14 protein-coding genes and 1 tRNA gene are annotated in these 16548 nt (G+C 63.3%); 7 read left to right on the forward strand and 8 right to left on the reverse strand.

The features are described from left to right. Window positions 1–81: 81 nt before the first annotated feature. Complete coding sequence (gene galE / locus NKL04_RS21060; protein ID WP_023669652.1) at window positions 82–1077, reverse strand: UDP-glucose 4-epimerase GalE; 996 nt, start codon at window positions 1075–1077, stop codon at window positions 82–84. 279 nt (window positions 1078–1356) lie between these two features. Between galE and hemA the strand changes: the two genes are divergently transcribed. Continuing rightward, window positions 1357–2634, forward strand: coding sequence for a 5-aminolevulinate synthase (hemA, locus tag NKL04_RS21065; RefSeq protein ID WP_023699526.1), 1278 nt, complete (start codon window positions 1357–1359; stop codon window positions 2632–2634). Between the two features lie 18 nt (window positions 2635–2652). Here hemA and NKL04_RS21070 read toward each other — a convergent pair whose 3' ends face one another. Next, complete coding sequence (locus NKL04_RS21070; protein WP_023699525.1) at window positions 2653–3819, reverse strand: pyridoxal phosphate-dependent aminotransferase; 1167 nt, start codon at window positions 3817–3819, stop codon at window positions 2653–2655. A gap of 159 nt (window positions 3820–3978) precedes the next feature. Then, on the reverse strand, window positions 3979–4398 hold the full coding sequence (gene mscL / locus NKL04_RS21075; protein ID WP_023681933.1) for a large conductance mechanosensitive channel protein MscL: 420 nt from the start codon (window positions 4396–4398) through the stop codon (window positions 3979–3981). Between the two features lie 251 nt (window positions 4399–4649). On the opposite strand from mscL, the gene NKL04_RS21080 reads away from it, so the two are divergent. Then, window positions 4650–8153, forward strand: coding sequence for a PAS domain-containing hybrid sensor histidine kinase/response regulator (locus NKL04_RS21080; protein WP_023699524.1), 3504 nt, complete (start codon window positions 4650–4652; stop codon window positions 8151–8153). 104 nt (window positions 8154–8257) lie between these two features. On the opposite strand, the gene NKL04_RS21085 is transcribed toward NKL04_RS21080, so the two are convergent. Together NKL04_RS21085 and NKL04_RS21090 are read right to left on the reverse strand one after the other, a co-directional pair. Further along, complete coding sequence (locus tag NKL04_RS21085) at window positions 8258–8917, reverse strand: response regulator transcription factor (RefSeq protein WP_023681935.1); 660 nt, start codon at window positions 8915–8917, stop codon at window positions 8258–8260. A gap of 116 nt (window positions 8918–9033) precedes the next feature. Next, entirely contained in the window at window positions 9034–9468 is a 435-nt protein-coding gene (locus NKL04_RS21090; protein WP_023669646.1) for a hypothetical protein, read from the reverse strand. 105 nt (window positions 9469–9573) lie between these two features. Between NKL04_RS21090 and NKL04_RS21095 the strand changes: the two genes are divergently transcribed. Together NKL04_RS21095 and NKL04_RS21100 are read left to right on the forward strand one after the other, a co-directional pair. Then, a complete protein-coding gene (locus tag NKL04_RS21095) occupies window positions 9574–9924 on the forward strand; it encodes a DUF952 domain-containing protein (RefSeq protein ID WP_023669645.1) in 351 nt (116 codons plus the stop codon). Next, window positions 9921–10991 (forward strand): quinone-dependent dihydroorotate dehydrogenase, encoded by a 1071-nt coding sequence (locus NKL04_RS21100; RefSeq protein ID WP_023699523.1) that lies wholly within the window; start codon window positions 9921–9923, stop codon window positions 10989–10991. Before NKL04_RS21095 ends, NKL04_RS21100 begins: the two co-directional genes overlap by 4 nt. Here NKL04_RS21100 and NKL04_RS21105 read toward each other — a convergent pair. Continuing rightward, window positions 10988–12325: an MATE family efflux transporter gene (locus NKL04_RS21105; RefSeq protein WP_023699522.1), complete on the reverse strand. Its 1338-nt coding sequence runs from the start codon at window positions 12323–12325 to the stop codon at window positions 10988–10990. The genes NKL04_RS21100 and NKL04_RS21105 overlap by 4 nt on opposite strands. 217 nt (window positions 12326–12542) lie before the next feature. Between NKL04_RS21105 and NKL04_RS21110 the strand changes: the two genes are divergently transcribed. Continuing rightward, window positions 12543–13445, forward strand: coding sequence for a histone deacetylase family protein (locus tag NKL04_RS21110; RefSeq protein WP_023699521.1), 903 nt, complete (start codon window positions 12543–12545; stop codon window positions 13443–13445). Window positions 13446–13513: 68 nt separating this feature from the next. On the opposite strand, the gene NKL04_RS21115 is transcribed toward NKL04_RS21110, so the two are convergent. After that, window positions 13514–13777, reverse strand: coding sequence for a DUF6460 domain-containing protein (locus NKL04_RS21115; RefSeq protein WP_023696688.1), 264 nt, complete (start codon window positions 13775–13777; stop codon window positions 13514–13516). A 181-nt stretch (window positions 13778–13958) separates the two neighbouring features. Here NKL04_RS21115 and NKL04_RS21120 point away from each other — a divergent pair. Next, a tRNA-Gly gene (locus NKL04_RS21120) sits at window positions 13959–14032 on the forward strand. A gap of 4 nt (window positions 14033–14036) precedes the next feature. Here the strand turns inward: NKL04_RS21120 and NKL04_RS21125 are convergent. After that, the gene (locus NKL04_RS21125) at window positions 14037–15044 is read right to left on the reverse strand and encodes a LysR family transcriptional regulator (protein ID WP_023669640.1); all 1008 of its coding nucleotides are present in this window, start codon (window positions 15042–15044) and stop codon (window positions 14037–14039) included. 294 nt (window positions 15045–15338) lie between these two features. On the opposite strand from NKL04_RS21125, the gene chvE reads away from it, so the two are divergent. Then, window positions 15339–16409 (forward strand): multiple monosaccharide ABC transporter substrate-binding protein, encoded by a 1071-nt coding sequence (chvE, locus tag NKL04_RS21130; RefSeq protein WP_023681943.1) that lies wholly within the window; start codon window positions 15339–15341, stop codon window positions 16407–16409. The last annotated feature ends 139 nt before the right edge of the window (window positions 16410–16548 follow it).

Consider the following 16548-nt stretch of genomic DNA (forward strand, 5'->3'; position numbering starts at 1 on the left):
GGCACAGCGCCTCCACGCCGCACCGCCATTGCTTCAATAGCGCTTCGCCGCGCGCCTTGCGAGCCCTCGGAAGTGCCCGGCTCAGCCCCGCGCGGAGTTCTTGCCGGTGAGGATACGCTCCCAGGCGAGTGCATCGGCGACGATCTGGTCGAGGTCGTCGCGTTGCGGGGTCCAGCCGAGTTCGGCGCGTGCAAGGTCCGAATTGGCAACCACGGCGGCGGCGTCGCCGGGGCGCCGGTCGCCCATCTTGACCTCGAAATCCCGGCCGAAGGCGCGCCGCACGCTGTCGATGACCTCGAGCACCGAATAGCCGTGGCTGTAGCCGCAATTGGCGACGAGGCTGCCGCCGCCGGCGCGCAGGCGCTGCAGCGCCAGCCGGTGGGCCGCAGCCAGGTCGCTGACATGGATATAATCGCGCATGCAGGTGCCGTCCGGCGTCGGATAATCGGTGCCGAACACCTGCATGAAGGGGCGTTTGCCGAGCGCGGTCTCGCAGGCGACCTTGATCAGATGCGTGGCGCCAGGCGTCGACTGCCCCGTCCGGCCCCTGGGATCGGCGCCGGCGACGTTGAAGTAGCGCAGCGCCGTGTAGCGCAAGGGATGCGCAAGCGCTGCATCGCGCAGCATCCATTCGCTCATCAGCTTGGACAGGCCGTAGGGCGATTCCGGCGCCAGGCGGGCATCCTCACGCACCGGCTCCAGGCCGGCGCCGCCATAGACGGCGGCGGTCGAGGAGAAGATGAAATGCGGCACGCCCTCGCGCACGGCGGTTTCGATCAGCGTGCGGGTCTTGGAGGTGTTGTTCTCGTAATAGGCGAGCGGATCGGCAACCGATTCCGGCACCACGATGGAACCGGCGAAGTGGATGATCGCGTCGACCTTGTTATCCCGGATGATCTGGCCGACCAATTCCCTATCGGCGACATCGCCGACGACAAGCTTGGCTTCCGGCGCTACCGCCCATTCGAAGCCCGTGGAAAGGCGGTCGAGAACGACGACGCTCTCGCCGGCATCCAGCAGTTCCCAGACCATGTGGCTGCCGATATAGCCGGCGCCGCCCGTTACCAAAACTGTCATCCGCGTCCTCTTTTACTCATGATTTATCGGAAACTGTCTCAATCACCGCCTTACTGGAAAGCCTGCGGCAAGGCCATTAGAAACGCCTGAATGTTAAATCCGTAACAGTCTCACCGGCCTGTGGCATCGTACGGAAACAAAATTGATCCACATCAAGGGAATAGGCCACGATCTGGCATCGTTAGGAACAGGCTTGGGGCGTGGCATTTTGACCAAAACGGCCCGGTGGACGACGAATGGCCCAACGATTATGATCCCGCGCAAAACTGGGAAGGCGACATGAACTATCAGCGGTTCTTCGAGGAAGCGATCGACCAGCTCCACGCCGAGCGGCGCTACCGGGTTTTCGCCGATCTCGAGCGCATTGTCGGCAAGTTTCCGCGCGCCATCTGGCGTTCAAACGGCCGCGCCGAGGAAATCACCGTCTGGTGCTCCAACGACTATCTCGGCATGGGCCAGAACCCCGATGTCATTGCCGCGTTCCAGAATGCAGCCGGCAAGATGGGTTCGGGCGCCGGCGGCACCCGCAACATTTCCGGCACCTCGAACCCGCTCGTCGAGCTCGAGCTGGAACTGGCCGACCTGCACGACAAGGAAGCGGCGCTGGTCTTCACCTCCGGCTTCGTCTCCAACGAGGCTTCGATCTCGACCATTGCGCGGCTTTTGCCCAATTGCCTGATCATTTCGGACGAGTTGAACCATGCCTCGATGATCGAAGGCGTACGGCGCTCGGGCGCCGAAAAGAAGATTTTCCGCCACAACGACGTCGCGCATCTCGAAAGCCTGCTGCAGGTGGCGGGCCGCGAACGCGCCAAGCTGATCGTGTTCGAGAGCGTCTATTCGATGGATGGCGACATCGCGCCGATCAAGCAGATCGTCGAACTGGCCGAACGCTACAACGCCATGACCTATATTGACGAGGTCCATGCCGTCGGCATGTACGGACCGCGCGGCGGCGGCATCACCGAGCGCGAGGGGCTGGCCGACCGTATCGACATCATCGAAGGCACGCTGGCCAAGGCGTTCGGCACGCTGGGCGGCTATATCGCCGGCAACAGCGCCGTCATCGACGCGGTGCGCTCCTATGCTCCGGGCTTCATCTTCACCACGGCGCTGCCGCCGGCGATCGCCGCCGCCGCCACCACGTCCATCCGTCACCTCAAGCGCTCGCAAGCCGAGCGCGATGCGCAGCAACAGCAGGCATCGCGGACCAAGGAGGTTCTTTCTGCAGCCGGCCTGCCGGTGATGGAATCGCCGACGCATATCGTGCCGGTGCTGGTCGGTGACCCCGAACTCTGCAAGATGGCCAGCGACCGTCTGCTCGGCGTGCACGGCATCTACATCCAGCCGATCAACTATCCGACCGTGCCGCGCGGCACCGAGCGGCTGCGCATCACGCCGACGCCGTTCCATACCGATGCGCTGATTGCGGGACTTCAGGACGCGCTGGTCGAGACATGGGATGCGCTCGGCATTCCCTATGGCTCCGCAGGGCGGCCCACTGTCGCCAAGAGCGACCGGATTGTGCCGCTGCTTGTGCCGAAGTCGGGCGGCTGAAGCCGCCGCCCATTTATCTCAAACCGTCCTCATCCATCCCGCCAAGCGATGTGCCGCTTCCTCGAGCTGGTCGAGGCGGCGGTGGAAGCACAGGCGCAAAAACGCCTCTCCGCCAGGGCCGAAGGCGGTGCCCGGCGCCAGGCCGACATTGGCCTTGTCGACGATGTCGAAAGCGGCCCGGCGCGGATCGGTGATGCCGTCGACCGTGAAAAACAAATAGAACGCGCCTTGCGGCACGGTGAAGCGCGCTTTGCCGGTTGCGCCGAGAATATCGCAGACCAGGTCGCACGCCTTTCGCGCCCGCTCAACCTGTTCGACGATGAACGCATCACCGTGGTCCAGCGCCGCGACGGCGCCGCGCTGCATGAACTGGGCGACGCCTGAGGTCGAATACTGGATCAGGTTCTCGAACACCTGCTGCAGCTCGGGATGGGTCTTGATCCAGCCGACGCGCCAGCCGGTCATCGCCCAGTTCTTGGAAAAGGAGTTGACGAACAGGATGCGGTCTTCCGCGGTCGAAATGTCGAGGAAGGACGGCGCACGGCCGTGGCCGTAGTGGAACAGCGAATAGATCTCGTCGGCGATGATCCACAGGCCCTTTTGGCGGGCGAGATTCAGGATCGCCTGCAGCGTTTCCTTATCGGCCGTCCAGCCGGTGGGGTTCGATGGCGTGTTGACGAACAGCGCCTTGGTGCGCGGCGTCACCGCAGCTGCAATCTTGTCGACATCGCAGGACCAGCCATTGCCCGACTGGTCGAGCGTGACCGCAACCGGGGTAGCGCCGGAAATACCGGCGGCGGCGGCGAAATTCGGCCAGGCCGGGGAGAGATAGACCACCTCGTCGCCGCTGCCGGCGACCGCGGCTAATGCCAACTGAATGGCATGCATGCCGGAACCGGTGGCGATGAATTCCTCTTCGGCGAAGCTCTTGCCGAAATGCCTGGCATAGTAGCGAGAAAGCGCTTGCCTCAGCTCCGGAATGCCTTTCTGCCAAGTATAGAAGGTCTCGCCATTGGCGAGCCCCTTGGCGGCGGCTTCCGAAATGAAGGCAGGCGTCGGCAAATCGCCTTCACCGGCCCAGAGCGGGATCATGCCCTCGCGCGTACGGCCGTAATTGACGACGGCGACAATGCCGCTTTCGGGGGCGGCCACCGCTTCGCCGCGCAAGCTATCGATCAGGGTCATGGACAGATCCGTTTTGATGTCTGCTTTGATGCATGTCGTTATCCCAGAACCGCTGCACACTTCTGGGCGACATGCATTGGCGGATGGTCTTAGCAGATGCGGCAACAGAAAACCCCGGCCGCGAACGACCGGGGTTTTGGTCCAGAAATCTGGCCTTGTCTATTTCCTGGCGAGGAGATCGCGAATTTCGGTGAGCAGTGCGACGTCAGCCGGCGGCGGAGCCGCAGGTGCGGCCGGCTTCTCCCGCTCGAGCCGCTTGCGCATGTTGTTCACGGCCTTGACCATCAGGAAGATGATGAAAGCCAGGATGACGAAATTCAGCGCCACGGTGATAAAATTGCCGTAGGCGAACACCGCGCCTTCCTTACGCGCGTCGGCAAGATTGGTCGAATGCACTGTTGATGAGAGGCCTATGAAGTAGTTGGAAAAGTCGACGCCACCAAGTGCGCCGATGAAAGGCATGATGATGTCGTTGACAAGAGAATCGACGATCTTGCTGAAGGCCGCGCCGATGATGACGCCGACCGCAAGGTCCATCACATTTCCTTTGGAAATGAATTCCTGGAATTCTTTCAGCATTCGACCCTCCTTGTCATGACGGACCGCGCTGCCGCCGTCCCTCCGGCGTCGGCCCGTGCGCACCATAACAAAAACCTGCGGTTGCAACAGAAGCAAAAGCTGGAAAACACCGCTTTCTCCTTACCTTGGTTCACGGTTCGACAGGGCAGCGTCGCGACCATGCGCCGAAAGCCGCGATGGACTTGACCTTAGAGCTGTGATTGCCTCTGGGCAGGCCGGGGTGAAAGCTGGCCGAGGAGGATTTTCGGGCCGTGCAGGGCTGGTTCATCGTCATCATTGCAGTCGCCTATGTGACGCTGCTGTTCGCCATCGCTAGCCTTGGCGACCGGCGGTCGACGGCGTCGGGACCCGGCCACGCCCGGCCCTTCATGTATGCACTCAGCCTCGCCATCTACTGCACCTCCTGGACCTTTTTCGGCTCGGTCGGCCTGTCCTCCGAGCGCGGCCTCGAATTTCTCGGCATCTATACCGGCCCGGTGCTGGTGTTCGTGTTCGGCTTTCCGCTGCTCAATCGCATCGTGCGGCTGGCCAAGAGCGAGAAGATCACCTCGATCGCCGACTTCCTGGGCGCCCGCTATGGCAAGAGCTTTGCCGTCTCGGCGATCGCCACGCTGATCGCCACCATCGGCGCGGTGCCCTATATCGCACTGCAATTGAAGGCGATCTCCGGTTCGGTCGGCCTGATGGTCGAGCATTATACGGGATCGCCGCCCTCCTTCGATCCCTTCGTCAGCGACATCTCGCTGGTGGTGGCCATGCTCTTGGCGCTGTTTGCGGTGCTGTTCGGCACCCGCCATGCCGACGCCACCGAGCACCAGGACGGGCTGGTGCTGGCGGTGGCGGTCGAAACCGTGGTCAAGCTCGCCGCCTTCCTGGCGATCGGCCTGATGGTCACCTTCCTGATCTTCGGTGGCCCGGGCGACATGATCGACAAGCTGGCCGAAAACAGCCAGGTGCGGCAAGCCATGGGCTACAACACCTCGCTCGCCACCTGGCTGGTGCTGACTTGCCTGAGCGGCTTTGCCATTATCATGCTGCCGCGCCAGTTCTACGTCACCATCGTCGAGAACCGCGGCGAGGCCGAACTGCGCACCGCGACCTGGGTGTTTCCGCTCTATCTCGTGGCGATAAACCTGTTCGTGCTGCCGATCGCCTTCGCCGGCCTGGCGCTGGTCGGCGCCAAAACCACCAGTGACCTCTATGTGCTGGCGCTGCCCTTGTTCGGCGGCCATGACTTCCTCGCCATGGCCGCCTTCATCGGTGGGCTGTCGGCGGCGACCGCCATGGTGATCGTCGAAAGCGTGGCGCTGTCGATCATGATCTCCAACGACCTCGTCATCCCGCTGTTCGTGCGCCGCCTGCTCAAGACCACGACCTCTGAGAATGAGGATTGGTCGACGCTGATCCTCAACGTGCGGCGCGGCGCCATCTTCATCCTGTTGTTCATCGCCTTCCTCTACTACCGCGAAAGCACCAACTCGGCGCGGCTGTCGTCGATCGGCCTGATGTCGTTCGCGGCAATCGCCCAATTCGCGCCGGCGCTGATCGGCGGGCTGATCTGGCGCGGCGCCAATGGCCGCGGCGCGGCCCTTGGCATGGTCGCCGGCATCCTCGTCTGGGGCTATACGCTGCTTTTGCCGTCGCTCTCGGCAGCCGACGCGGACATCGTCGTGCAGGGGTTGTTCGGTTTCGAGGCGCTGCGGCCGCAGGCTCTGTTCGGCACCGTCGCCGAACCGTTGAACCACGGCGTGCTCTGGAGCCTGTCGGTCAACACGCTGTTCTTCGTGCTCGGCTCGCTGTCGCGCGCGTCAGTGCCGCTGGAGCGGATCCAGGCGTCGATCTTCGTGCCGCGCGAATCCGGCCCGATGCCCAGCCTGCGCCGCTTCCGCACCGCCATCACCGTCAACGTGCTGAAGGACACCATCTCGCGCTACCTCGGCGTCGAGCGCACCGAGCGCTCCTTCCAATCCTTCGAGAAAAGCAATGGCGTCTCGCTGCACGGCAATGAGCAGGCCAGCATGGATGTCATCCGCTTTTCCGAGCAGCTGCTGGCGAGCGCGGTCGGCTCGTCTTCGGCGCGGCTGATCCTGTCGCTGCTGTTTCGCCGCAACGACCGCGAGTCCAAGGACGCCTTTCGCCTGCTCGACGACGCCACCGAAGCGCTGCAGCACAATCGCGACCTGCTGCAGATCGCGCTCGACCAGATGGAGCAGGGCATCACCGTATTCGACCGCGATTTTCGTCTGATCTGCTGGAACAGACAATATCGCGCGCTGTTCGACCTGCCCGACGAGATGGGCCAGGTCGGCGTCTCGCTCGACCGCATCCTGCGCCACCTCGCCGAGCGCGGCGATATTCCGGCCGACCAGCGCGTGGCGATGCTCAACCGGCTGACCAGTTTCGTCAGCCCGTGGCAGATGGAGTTGAAGACCAGCGGCCGCATCCTCGAACTGCGCTCAAACCCGATGCCGGACGGCGGAATCGTCGCCACCTATGCCGACATATCAGGACGCGTCGAACAGGATTTGGCGCTGAAGCGGGCCAATGAATCGCTGGAGCAGCGGGTCAAGACGCGCACCATCGAACTGACTAGAGTCAACGAGGAGTTGACCCGGGTCAATGAGGAGCTGGCGCAGGCGCAGATGCTGGCCGAGGAGGCTAATCTGGGCAAGACGCGCTTCCTCGCCGCCGCCGGCCACGACATCCTGCAGCCTTTGAACGCCGCCCGTCTCTACTGCTCGTCGCTGATCGAAAAAGCCGGCAAGGGGCCGGCGGGCAAGGCTGCCGTCAACATCGAATCCTCGCTCGAATCGGTCGAGACGATCCTGGGCGCCGTGCTCGACATTTCGCGCCTCGACGCCGGCGCAATGAAGCCGGACGACAGCGCCTTCCGCCTGGACGGGCTGCTGCGCCAGATCGGCAATGATTTTCAGCCGCTCGCCGCCGAAAAGAAACTCGATCTGACGATCATAGCCTCGTCGCTCAGCGTGTTGACGGACCGCAACCTGCTGCGCCGGCTGATCCAGAATCTGGTCTCCAACGCCATCAAATACACCCCCCATGGCCGCATCCTGGTCGGCGTGCGACGGCGCGGCGAACTCGCCGAAATCCAGGTGATCGACACTGGCATCGGCATTGCCGGCGACAAGCTGAACACGGTCTTCAACGAGTTCACCCGGCTGGACGAAGGCGTGCGCGAGGCCGAAGGTCTCGGCCTTGGCCTGTCCATCGTCGACCGCATCGCGCGGGTGCTGCGGCTCGAGATCCAGATCTTTTCCAACCCGGGCAAGGGTACGCGCTTTTCCGTTATCCTGCCGGTTGCGGCGGTTGAGGCGCCGCGGCGCGAGGTCGAGCCGAAGGCGCCTGCCCGCACCGCGAATTCGCTGGCCGGCCTGCGCGTCATGTGCATCGACAACGACGCCCGCATCCTCGACGGCATGCGGCTTCTGCTCGAGGGCTGGGGCTGCAGCATCGGCACGTTTTCGGGTTCGGAGGATTTTGGCAGGGCCGATCGTCCCGACATCGTGCTTGCCGACTATCATCTCGATGGCAGAAGCGGCCTCGACATCATCGCCCGCCTGCGTGACATCCATGGTTCGGACCTGCCGGCCGTGCTGGTCACCGCCGACCGCTCCACCGAGGTCCGTGCCGCTGCCGCCGCCCTGGACGTGCCGGTGATCAACAAGCCGCTGAAGCCGGCCGTGCTGCGTTCCATGATGGCAAGGGTCAGGCCGCTGGCATCGGCGGCCGAGTAGGGTTCAATGCATGTCGCCCAGAAGTGTGCCCCGGTTCTGGGACCACGACATGCATCGAACAAGAGCTAAAGCGGGTCGCATGAATCCGTTCAGCGCGATGCGCTTTAGCCTGCTGGCTGCAACGGATCGCTGCCGATCTTGGACAGCTGGATCACCGCCTGGGTGCGGCTGTCGACGCCGAGCTTCTGCAGGATGGCCGAAACATGCGCCTTGACCGTCGCTTCGGAGACGCTGAGCTCGTAGGCGATCTGCTTGTTGAGCAGGCCTTCGGCCAGCATGCCGAGGACACGCGTCTGCTGCGGTGTCAGCGCCTGCAGCCGCTTGATCAGGTCGGATATTTCCGGGTCGCGCTCGACGCCGAGGTCGATGCCGACGGGGGCTGCGATATCGCCTACCAGCACCGATTGCACAGCGCTGCGGATTTCCTCCATGCTGGCCGATTTGGAGATGAAGCCGGATGCGCCGAGATCGAGCGCGCGCCGGATGGTCACCGGGTCGTCGTGGGCCGATACCACCACCAGCGGCACCGCCGGGTGGATGCCGCGCAACGCGATCAGACCGGACAGGCCGCTGGCGCCCGGCATCGACAGGTCGAGCAGCACCAGGTCGACATCCTCATTGGCCACGACCAGGGCCTTGGCGCTTTCGAAATCGCCGGCCTCGTGAATGGCGGCGACATCGCCGACGCCGGCAAGCGCCTCTTTCAAGGCGCCGCGGAACAGCGGATGGTCGTCGGCAATGACGAAGGTGTAACCCGACGGCAAATCTTCCTCCCAAATCCCTTATCGATTATCGGCTTTTACGGGACCGGACGATTATGCGGCGAAGCGCTTTGTTTCAAGCGGCAATGGCCGGACGGGGCATTTCCCCGCCGGGCAGTTCAGGTCTTTTGCGAGTTGAGTTTGGCGCCGTCGCCATTATCCTTGTCCATCTCCTTGACGATGCCCATGAAGCCGCGCAGCATGCGCTCCATATAGCTCATCGTCTTGTCGAAATCCTCTTCGCTCGGCAATTTCGATTCGAGACGGGCCGACAGCGAATTCTCCAACCTGGTGACGCGTTCGTCCATGGCCTTCATCGAGGACTGCAAACGATCGACCTCGTCCTGGAAGGCAGCGCGTTCGTCGGCCGCGATCTTGCAGACGAGCTGGCCGGAGCGCTCCTCGCAGATCGACATGGCGCCGGTCCGGGTGTCCATGCGGACATAGCCGTTGGCCGATTTTTCCAGCCGGTAGCGGTCGGTCTCTTCGGACCAGGCCGATGCCGCAACCAGCGAGACCAGTGCGGCGGGGATCAGTATGTGCTGCAGACGCATGTTCCATCCTCCACGAGCCAGTATGCGCAACCTATCACAGCTTTGCGCCGTAAATGCGGACGAGTTGCCCTTCCCCGCATGATCGGTTCGGATTATAGCGCAACCATGTCTCAGATTATCTACAAGATCGCGCCCGAAGCGCTTTGGCGCGAGGCCGAGAAAAACGGCCGTTTCACCGGCGCTCCGATCGATATCGCCGACGGCTTCATCCATTTCTCCACCGCTGATCAGGTCAGGGAGACGGCGGCGAAGCATTTCGCCGGCCAGATGGATTTGCTGCTGATCGCCATCGACGGGGCGCTGCTCGGTGACGCGCTGAAATACGAGGTCTCGCGGGGCGGCGCGCTGTTCCCGCATCTCTATGGCGTGCTCGATATGAGCGCCGTGCTGTGGGTGCGGCCACTGCCGCTCGGGGCCGACGGCGCCCATCAATTCCCGGCGCTGGAGGCCGAATGATCGTGTTCGATCGCATCGGCCAGAAACTGCTGTTCACCTTCGATCCGGAAACGGCGCATGGCATGTCGATCGCGGCGCTGCGATGCGGTCTGCCGGTCGGCGCGCGGACGGTGCGCGACGACAGGTTGAAGCTCAGCCTCTGTGGCATCGCCTTCCCCAATCCGCTCGGCATGGCCGCAGGCTATGACAAGAACGCCGAGGTGCCCGACGCGCTGCTTGGCCTCGGCTTCGGCTTTGCCGAAGTCGGCACCGTGACGCCGCTGCCGCAGGCCGGCAATCCGAAGCCGCGCATTTTCCGGCTGACTGAGGATGATGCGGTGATCAACCGCCTGGGCTTCAACAATGAGGGCCACGAGGCGGCGGAAAAACGCCTTGCCGCGCGCCAGGGACGCGGCGGCATTGTCGGCGTCAACATCGGCGCCAACAAGGACAGCGCCGATCGTGTCCGTGACTATGAGTTGGGCGTTTCCCGTTTTGCGAAATACGCCAGCTATCTCACCGTCAACATCTCGTCGCCCAACACGCCCGGCCTGCGCACCATGCAGGCGCGCGAACAGCTCGGCGAACTGTTGTCTCGGGTCATGTCGGTGCGTGCAGCAGCTTCGGCGCAGCCGCCCCTCTTCCTCAAGATTGCGCCCGATCTGGTCGAGGCCGAGCTTGAAGACATCGCCGCCGAGGTCAGCGAAAAGCAGATCGACGGGGTCATCGTCTCCAACACGACGCTGGCGCGGACCGGATTGCGTAGCACCACCAGCGAGACCGGAGGGCTCTCCGGCAAGCCGCTGTTCGAACGCTCGACGATCGTGCTGGCCAAGATGCGCAAACTGCTCGGGCCGGAGTGCGCCATCATCGGCGTCGGCGGTGTCGATTCTGCCGAGACGGCTCTGGAAAAAATCCGCGCCGGCGCCGATCTGGTGCAACTCTACACCGGCATGATCTATGCCGGCCCCGCGCTGCCAGGCCGCATTCTTTCAGGCATGGTGCGCTTTGCAGAAAAGGAAAGGCTGACGTCTTTGCGCGAACTGCGCGACAGCCGGCTCGATCAGTGGGCTGCCAAGGCGCTCTAAAAAGCCGTGCGCAGCCTGAGCCGCAGGATGGCCAGCAGGCTGAAGCCGCGCACCAGCAGGAAAACGTGCAGCGCCGCCCACAGGCCGCGATTGCCGAGAGACGGCGCCAAGCTGAACAATGCGGCGCTGAAGGCCAGGAACGACACCAGCATCATGTTGCGCATGTCGCGCGACCACGTGGCGCCGATGAAGACGCCGTCCATCTGGAAGGCCAGCACGCCGCTCAACGGTGTCAGTGCCGCCCACGGCAGATAGATGTCGGCAGCAGCACGAACGTCCTGCGACGTGGTGATCAAAGAAATCAGGCCGGCGCCGCCGAGCCAGAAGATCAGCGTCGCGGTTCCGGCGAGGCCGAACCCCCAGAACAAGGTCAGACGCACCGCCCGGCGGAACGCCGTCTCGGCGCGTGCGCCGATCGCGCGTCCCGCCAACTGCTCGGCGGCTGTGGCAAAACCGTCGAGGAAATAGCCGGCGACGAGAAAGAAGTTCATCAGCACGGCATTGGCGGCCAGCGTCAGCGTGCCGAACTGCGCGCCCTGGCGGGTGAACAGCGCGAAAGCGGCGAGCAGCGAGAACGAGCGGATCATGATATCGCGGTTGAGCGACAGCATGCGCAGGAAAGCGGGCATGTCGAGCAGGCGATGCCGCGGCAGGCGGGGTGCGGCCCGGAACCGCCAGACAACGATGGCGAGACCCAGCAGCATGGCCAGACATTCGCCGGTGACGGTCGCCCAGGCCACGCCGGCGACGCCCCAGCCAAGCTTCAGGCCGAGCAGGATGCAAAGCACGATGTTGATGCCGTTGAGCACCGCCTGCAGCATCAGCCCAAGCCCGCCCTCGCCGCGTCCAAGGACATAGCCGAGGATGGCGTAGTTGATCAGCGTGAAGGGGGCGGCGAGCATTCTGATGTGGATATAGACGCCCATCGCCTCGCCGACGCGCGCTTCGCCGCCGATGAATTTCTGGCCGGCGATGGCAATCAGCGGCGCAAGGACGACAAGCACGATGCCGGCGGCGACCGCGATCAGCACGGCGCGCCAGAACACCGCCTGCTCCTCCAGTTCGTCGCCGCGCCCAAACGCCTGGGCGACGAGGCCGGTGGTGCCGGAGCGCAGGAAATTGAAGGTGCTGAAGACCACGTCGAAGACCAGCGCCCCGGCCGCCAGGCCGCCGAGCAGGGCGGCATCGCCGAACTGCCCGACCACAGCCGTGTCGACGATGCCGAGCAGCGGCGTCGTCAGGTAGGCGAGCGTCATCGGCACGGCGATGGCGAGCACCGAACGGTTGGTGACGGCGAAGGGTCTCGCGTCGGCTGGGATTGCACCCGTGTCCAGGGGACTGCTGCCTTGCTGATTGCGGCTTGATCGAACAGCCGATGTGCCCCATTTTCCGGCCACCGCGCAATCACTCTTGCCGTGACGGCCAACCGAAATGTTCTTCTGGCGCGAGCCCGCCGGATCCGAGTACTGGTTTTAAGCAATTCCCAAGGGGAAGCGCTACGCGCTTCTCCCGGGAAAACCGCTGCCCACTTTTCCTGGAATTGCTTTAGCCATGCCTTTGCAGATCGTCCATCACCCCGACTACGATGCCGGCTTCGCGGTCAATCATCGCTTTCCGATGAGCAAGTATCCGTTGCTGATGCAGGCCTTGCATATCAGGGGCCTGATCCGCGCCGAGGCGCTGGCGATGCCCGAGCCGGCGCCGGCCTCCTGGCTGAAGCTTGCCCATGCGGCTGATTATGTCGACCAGGTCATCGCTTGTTCGGTGCCTGAGAAGATCGAGCGCGAGATCGGCTTTCCCGTGGTTCCGCGCGTTTCGCTCAGGGCGCAACTCGCCGCCGGCGGTACGGTGCTGGCAGCACGGCTGGCGCTTATCAACGGCATTGCCTGCAACAGCGCCGGCGGCAGCCATCATGCGCGGCGTGCGCAGGGCGCGGGCTTCTGCACTTTCAACGATGTCGCCGTCGCTTCGCTGGTGCTGCTGGCCGAAGGCGCGGTGCAAAACATCCTGATCATCGATCTCGATGTGCATCAGGGCGACGGCACGGCGGATATACTGAGAGACGAGCCACGCGCGTTCACCTTTTCCATGCATGGCGAGCGCAATTATCCGGTGCGCAAGATTGCCTCCGATCTCGACGTTGCCCTGCCGGACGGCACCGGCGATGGCGCCTATCTCGAACGGCTGGGTGTCCTCCTGCCGGAGCTCTCGGCCAAGGCGCACTGGGACATCGTCTTCTACAATGCCGGCGTCGACGTGCATGCCGAGGACCGGCTCGGCCGGCTATCGCTCAGCGATGACGGCGTGCGTGCCCGCGACGCCATGGTGATCGGTCATTTCCGCGCGCTGGGCATCCCGGTCTGCGGTGTCATCGGCGGCGGCTATTCGACCGATGTCGCAGCGCTGGCCGCGCGCCACGCCATCCTGTTCGAGGTGGCGTCGGACTTTGCCTGAGTGGCCTTCGGTTTGAGCACAATCTTTTCCGAAAACCGGTTGCCACTTTTCGGGATCATGCCTCCGCTTCACTTCCGGTAGTTCGCGAGCCTGAGCAGGATGAACACCGGCACGACGATCGCGGCGCCGAGCAGGATATAGCCCAAGAAGCGATAGACCGCGTTGAAGCCGAGGTTCCACAGATCGATGAAGAAACCCTGGATGCGGTAGAAGACGTCCATCGGCGTCCAGCCGAACGCATTCATGACCAGGCCGACGAGGAACGACACGACCAGCAGCTTGACGATCACCCTGACGGGCGAGTCACCGAGAAAGCGCGTCACTGTGGACAAGGGGCTGCCTCCAGATTGGTATGCCCGGATTCGGGGTACAAACCCACGAATACGCACTTGCTGCGCCCGCATCAAGGCAGGCGGACTGGCGCAATCGGTCGGGGTTTCCAACAGCCGTTTCCGAAGAGCTGTCCAAGGGCGATTGCCCGAAGCACGCCCGTCATGATATCGAGAGGCCAATGCGGGTATGATGTAATGGTAGCTTGTCAGCTTCCCAAGCTGAACGCGAGGGTTCGATTCCCTCTACCCGCTCCAGTTCCTATCCCACCTCCCGCAAGATAAAATCGTGCAGCATCTTGGCTGCCGGCGACAGGACGCGGTTCTTCACCGTGATCAGGCTGTAGGGGCGGACCTCGATGTCAAACTCGGTCTGGACGACATCGATGGCGCCGGCGAGACCGTCGGGGTTCTGGATGAATTTTGCCACCTGGATCGACACCGGGGCGATGGCGTCGGACTGCGCCACCATGACCAGTGTGAGCAGCAGCGACGAGGTGTTGAGGATGCGGTCCGGCAGGGCGATGTTGCGGTTCAGGAAATTGCTCTCCATCGCCTGGCGCAGCGGCGACCCGCCCGACTGGAACACCCAGTCGAAGGCGGCGGTGTCCTCCAGCCGCACCGCCCTCCCATTGTTAAGAGGATGGCCATTGCTCAGCGGGTGGCCGCGACGCACGATCAGGCAGGCCTTCTCGACGCCGATGACACGGGATTCGAACAGGCGCGGATTGAGGTCTTCGGGAACACGGGCGATGATGAAATCATGGCGCGTGGCGATCAGTTCGCGCGCCAGCACATTCGACGTCTCGACCTGCATGGTAATCTCGATGCGCGGATAGAGGCGGCGTATCTCGCGGATCGCCGGGACCGCCAATTCGATCGCCGGCGCCGTCACCGCGCCAAGGAACACCGAGCCGCCCTTGCCGGCCTTGAGCTCCGATATTTCGCGGTCGGCCTCGCGCATTTCGAGCAGGATCGAGCGCGCGCGCCGGGCCAGCGCCTTGCCGTAAGGGGTGAGTGTGATGCCGCGCGGCAGCCTTTCGCAGAGCTTCACCTCGAGCACCGCTTCCATCTCGGAAATCATGCGCGAGGCCGCCGGCTGCGAGATGTTCATCACCTGGGCGGCAGCACTCACCCGACCGTGATCGTCGAGTGCTGCGATCATGCGCATGTGACGCAGGCTCAAGCCGCTACGCAGAAGTGTCTCGCCATCGCCCGGCAATTCATCGTAACCGCTTGAAATTCCCTGAGGACCTCGTAAAGCCGCCATGCCTTTTCCCGCTTCCGCCACTGTTCCAGCCCGGTCGAGTCATATACCGGTTTTGGTATAGCAACCACCGAAGATCGCATTTGACAGTTATGGCAAAGGGTCACACTTTCGCGCGTCCTCAAGACTTGACGGTCGATGACGAGCAAAATCGTATCGATTTAAATCAGGACTGAGGGCCGATTGGGAGGATACCGGAGATCGATTATGACGGCGGCAGCGCTTTGGCGCATCCGTCCGACTGCGCGGCCCGCGAAGCCCCGAGGTGTCGCGTCCATCAACCAGGGAGAGTTTTACGTGAAAATCATCAAGACACTGGCCGCCGTCGCGGCCCTTGGCATCGCTGCCATGACCTACTCGGCGCACGCAGCCGACAAGGGTCTTGTCGGCGTGCTGATGCCGACCAAGACCTCGCAGCGCTGGATCAATGACGGCGATGCCGTCAAGTCCCAGCTCGAAGCTCTCGGCTACACGGTCGACCTGCAGTACGCGCAGGACGACATCCCCAACCAGCTCAGCCAGCTGGAAAACGAAATCACCAAGGGCCCGAAGGCGCTGATCATCGCTTCGATCGACGGCACCACCCTTTCGGACGCGCTGCAGAAGGCCGCCGACGCCGGCGTCGTCGTCGTCGCCTATGACCGCCTGATCAAGAAGACCGCCAATGTCGATTACTACACCACCTTCGACAATTTCGGCGTCGGCGTGATCCAGGCGAACTCGCTGGTCAAGGGTCTCAAGGAGCGCTTCCCGAACACCAAGCCGTGGAACGTCGAACTGTTCGGCGGCTCGCCGGACGACAACAACGCCTTCTTCTTCTACAACGGCGCAATCTCGGTGCTGCAGCCGCTGATCGATGACGGCTCGATCAAGATCAAGTCCGGCCAGACCGGCATGGACAAGGTCGGCACGCTGCGCTGGCTCGCCGCTACCGCCCAGGCCCGCATGGACAACCTTCTGTCGGCCAACTACTCGGACGGCAGCCGCGTCGATGGCGTTCTTTCGCCCTATGACGGCCTGTCGCGCGGCATCACCGCTTCGCTGCGCGCCGTCGGTTACGGTACCGACGCCCAGCCGTGGCCGATCGTGACCGGCCAGGACGCCGAGACCGCTTCGGTCAAGCTGATCATCACGGGCGAGCAATACTCGACCGTGTTCAAGGACACCCGCGAACTGGCCAAGGCCACCGTCGAACTCGTCGACAAGGTGCTCTCGGGCGGCAAGCCGGACGGCCTCGATGAAAAGACCTACAACAACGACGTCAAGGTCGTCCCCTCGATCCTTTTGACGCCGCATGAGGTCGACAAGTCGAACTACCAGGCACTGGTCGTCGACTCCGGCTACATCAAGGCCGACGAACTGAAGTAATCCGTTTATAAAGACAGGGGTCCTGCGCGACGCAGGACCCCTTTCCGTTCACAAGCGACCCCGGTATTGTTTCTACCGGACTTTGTTTCCGTGCATGTCGTTGTCTCAAACCGCAAGCACTTTTGAGCGACATGCAACA

It is taken from the genome of Mesorhizobium sp. C264A (assembly GCF_040324515.1).
In the GTDB taxonomy this organism is placed as follows: domain Bacteria; phylum Pseudomonadota; class Alphaproteobacteria; order Rhizobiales; family Rhizobiaceae; genus Mesorhizobium.

Bases quoted from the DNA above. Each gene is read 5' to 3' on its own strand.
- galE (WP_023669652.1), bottom strand. From the start codon at position 1,077: ATGACAGTTTTGGTAACGGGCGGCGCCGGCTATATCGGCAGCCACATG.
- hemA (WP_023699526.1), top strand. From the start codon at position 1,357: ATGAACTATCAGCGGTTCTTCGAGGAAGCGATCGACCAGCTCCACGCC.
- NKL04_RS21070 (WP_023699525.1), bottom strand. From the start codon at position 3,819: ATGACCCTGATCGATAGCTTGCGCGGCGAAGCGGTGGCCGCCCCCGAA.
- mscL (WP_023681933.1), bottom strand. From the start codon at position 4,398: ATGCTGAAAGAATTCCAGGAATTCATTTCCAAAGGAAATGTGATGGAC.
- NKL04_RS21090 (WP_023669646.1), bottom strand. From the start codon at position 9,468: ATGCGTCTGCAGCACATACTGATCCCCGCCGCACTGGTCTCGCTGGTT.
- NKL04_RS21095 (WP_023669645.1), top strand. From the start codon at position 9,574: ATGTCTCAGATTATCTACAAGATCGCGCCCGAAGCGCTTTGGCGCGAG.
- NKL04_RS21100 (WP_023699523.1), top strand. From the start codon at position 9,921: ATGATCGTGTTCGATCGCATCGGCCAGAAACTGCTGTTCACCTTCGAT.
- NKL04_RS21110 (WP_023699521.1), top strand. From the start codon at position 12,543: ATGCCTTTGCAGATCGTCCATCACCCCGACTACGATGCCGGCTTCGCG.
- NKL04_RS21125 (WP_023669640.1), bottom strand. From the start codon at position 15,044: ATGGCGGCTTTACGAGGTCCTCAGGGAATTTCAAGCGGTTACGATGAA.